Annotated in this window: 1 protein-coding gene and 1 pseudogene; one reads left to right on the top strand and one right to left on the bottom strand. The window is 76.0% G+C overall.

Annotated features, from left to right (window positions below; translation table 11 throughout):
- Positions 1 to 365: pseudogene (locus tag DZF91_RS25800) on the bottom strand (hypothetical protein); the annotation flags it as partial.
- A gap of 508 nt (positions 366 to 873) precedes the next feature.
- Between DZF91_RS25800 and sepH the strand changes: the two are divergent.
- The coding region (gene sepH / locus DZF91_RS42750; protein ID WP_268915976.1) for a septation protein SepH at positions 874 to 2,947 on the top strand (2,074 nt) is incomplete at its 3' end.

The following is a 2,947-nucleotide window of genomic DNA, read 5'->3' as shown; positions in this document are numbered from 1 at the left end:
GGCCGGGCCCCCGCCACGCGCGTGTCCCCTGCCCTGACCGGCACCGGCCCGGGTACCTCGGCGGTCAGCGGCGAACCGGCGGCGCGGGTCGCGGCGGCACTGGTCGCGGCGCGGGCCGCCTCGCCCGGATCGGGCTCGTGCTCCTGCGCCGCCAGGTGGGCGCGCTCCTTGAGCTGCTCGGTCCCCTGGTCCAGGTAGTGCTTGCCGACCACGGAGGCCGCCGTCGACACCACACTCATGAACGCGGCGCCGATGATCGTCCCGTACACCCCCAGGTAGGACGCCCCGTAGGCGGCGACCATGGTCGCCGCCCCGCTCGCGATCAGCTGTGTGGCGCTCAGGTCCGGCAGCTTCCGCTGCGCCATCGAATCTTCCTCCCTGCCCGATGAGATCTCCCTGTTCCCCCCACATCAGGAACTCACCGTGACTCCGGGGATGTTCCGGGGCACGACGTGACGATCGCAACGCCGAAGGGGCAGGGACGTCGAGATCGGGCGCGGAGCGCCACCGCGGCGGGGGCCGCGCCGCCGGGGACTGGAGGCGCGGGGCCCGGTCAGGCACAGTGTGGAAAAGGATCCACAAGAATCGGGTAGTCCGCTCCCGGCGGGCGCGCGGGACGGGCAAGCTTGGTCGGAGGCCCTCTTCACCGGCGTGATGAGGGCTTTGAGAGCGGCGATGTTCGGACATGCCGGGTACGGTGCTGGCAGCAGGTGTGTCCGAAAGAGAGACTCGGGAATCCGGGGGAAGGGCACGCATGCGCCCCTGGTGGGGACCGAACGACCGGCCGGCGCGTCCGCGGGGAGGCGGACTCGCGAACGGGCGTGTGGTTCGGCACCCCTCCGGTGCCGTTGGGACAGGGCAGGAAGGACACGCATGCAGGAGCTGCGCCTCGTCGCGGTCAGCGAGGACGGTACGTACCTCGTCCTGGCCACCGCGGGCCGAGGCACCCGGTTCACCCTGCCCGTCGACGACCGGCTGCGCGCAGCCGTGCGAGGGCACTTCTCCCGCCTCGGCCAGTTCGAGATCGAAGTGGAGAGTCCCTTGCGACCCAAGGAGATCCAGGCGCGCATCCGGTCCGGCGAGACCGCGGAGGAGATCGCCGAGTCCGCGGGCATCCCCGTCGAACGCGTCCGCTGGTTCGAGGGCCCCGTCCTGCAGGAGCGCGAGTACATGGCCCAGCAGGCGCAGCGGGTCGCGGTGCGCCGCCCGGGCGAGACCCAGCCCGGCCCGCCGCTCGGCGAGACCGTCGAGGAGCGCCTGGGCCGCGGCGGCGTCGACCTCGAAGAGGTCGAGTGGGACTCCTGGAAGTGCGAGGACGGCACCTGGCGCATCCGCCTGTCGTTCTTCGAGGGCGGCCGGCCGCACGCCGCCGAGTGGTCGTTCGACCCGCGCCGCCGGCACGTCACGCCGCTGGACGAGGTCGCCGCTCGGCTGACCGCCGTGGAGTGGGACGACGACGCCCTGTCCGACACCGTCACCCCGCTCGTGCCGCGCCGTCCGGCGATGAAGGTCGTCTCCGACTCCGGCGCGCCGTCCGGGCCGTCCGGCCGCGGGCGCGGACTGCCCGCCGACGACCACGCCGACCACCACACCGGCCACGCGGGCCACCAGCGCCCCGCGGAGGCGCGCCGCGCCTTCGACGCCGTCTCGTTCACCGACGACGCCCCGCGCTCGCTGGACGGCGTCCCGCGCGAGTTCCCGCTGCGTCCCGACGGCCCCGCCGCGCTCCGCCGCGACGACCCGCCCGTCCGCCCCGACCGGGAGACCGCCTCCCGCGACATCGCCGCCCGCGAGGCCGTGGCCCGCGAGGCGGCGATCCTGCGCGACACCGCCATCTCCCAGGACTCCGACTCCCTCGCCCCGCGCCGTCCGGCGCCCGCCCGCCCGTTCGGCGACCGCGACGACTCCGACCGGGACTACGGCCGGGACTTCGGCCGGGGTTCCGGCCGCGACGAGTTCGACCGCGAGCAGGGAGCGGGCGGCGGTGCGGCGCGTGACGCGTCCGTCCTGCGCGCGTCCGGGATGCTCCGCGACATCGACGACCCGTCCGAGAGCCGCGCGTCGGAGGACGTGCGGGCCGCCGAGAGCCGGCACGCCGCGGACGACCCGGGCCTGTCCCGGGGGGCGTCCGCATCCGACCGTCCGCGGACGTCCGAAACCGCGGGCTCGGTGGAGAGTCCACGCGCGTCCGAAGGCTCCCGTCCGGGCCAGAGCGAGCGGGGCGCCGGGGAATCCCGCGCGTTCGAGGGTTCGCGAGCAGGCGAAGGCCGCCAGGACGCGGCGGGCTCGCGGGCGGACGAGGGCGCCTCCGCGGGCGAGGGCTCGTCCGAGCGTGAGGCGACGCGCGTGACCGGAGAGTCGCGCCCCACCACCGACATGCCAGAGGCCGACGGCCGTGAAGCCGCAACCGCGCACGCGTCTGACGAGGATTCGGCGTCGGGAGAGGCCCGGAACGAGCCTGCCGGCTCCACCGAGGAGGCCGCCGACGCCCGCGCCGCGAGTGCGGCACGTGAGGCTTCGGCGGATTCCGTGTCCGCCGACCGCGAGGACTCCCGGGACGATGAGGCCGCGAGCGTGCGCGCCGAGACGTCCTCCGAGGCCGCCGGGTCCCGCGGCGACGCGGCCGCGCGGGAGGATGCGGGCCGCCGCGCCGAGGACGGCGACGCCCGGCGTCGGTCCGCCGCGGACGAGGATGACGAGGCCGCCGCCTCCGCGCGCGCCGGCAGGGCTTCGGCCGTCGAGCGTCCGGACGAGGACGCAGTGTCCGCTGGACGCGACGACGCGGCCGAGGCGGAGGCCGCGACGAAGGCGGCGGCCGAAGAGGCCGAGCGGGAGGCCGCCGAACGTGAGGCGGCGGCCGAGCGTGAGGCGGCCGAGCGGGACGAGGAGGCTACGCGCAAGGCCGCCGCGGCGGCCACGCGCAACGCGGCGGCGAGCGCCCGGAGCG

This window comes from Actinomadura logoneensis (genome assembly GCF_003428695.1).
Classification (GTDB): Bacteria; Actinomycetota; Actinomycetes; order Streptosporangiales; family Streptosporangiaceae; genus Spirillospora; species Spirillospora logoneensis.
The sequence above is the reverse complement of the archived record's forward strand: the minus strand, read 5'-3'. Positions and strand labels throughout refer to the sequence as shown.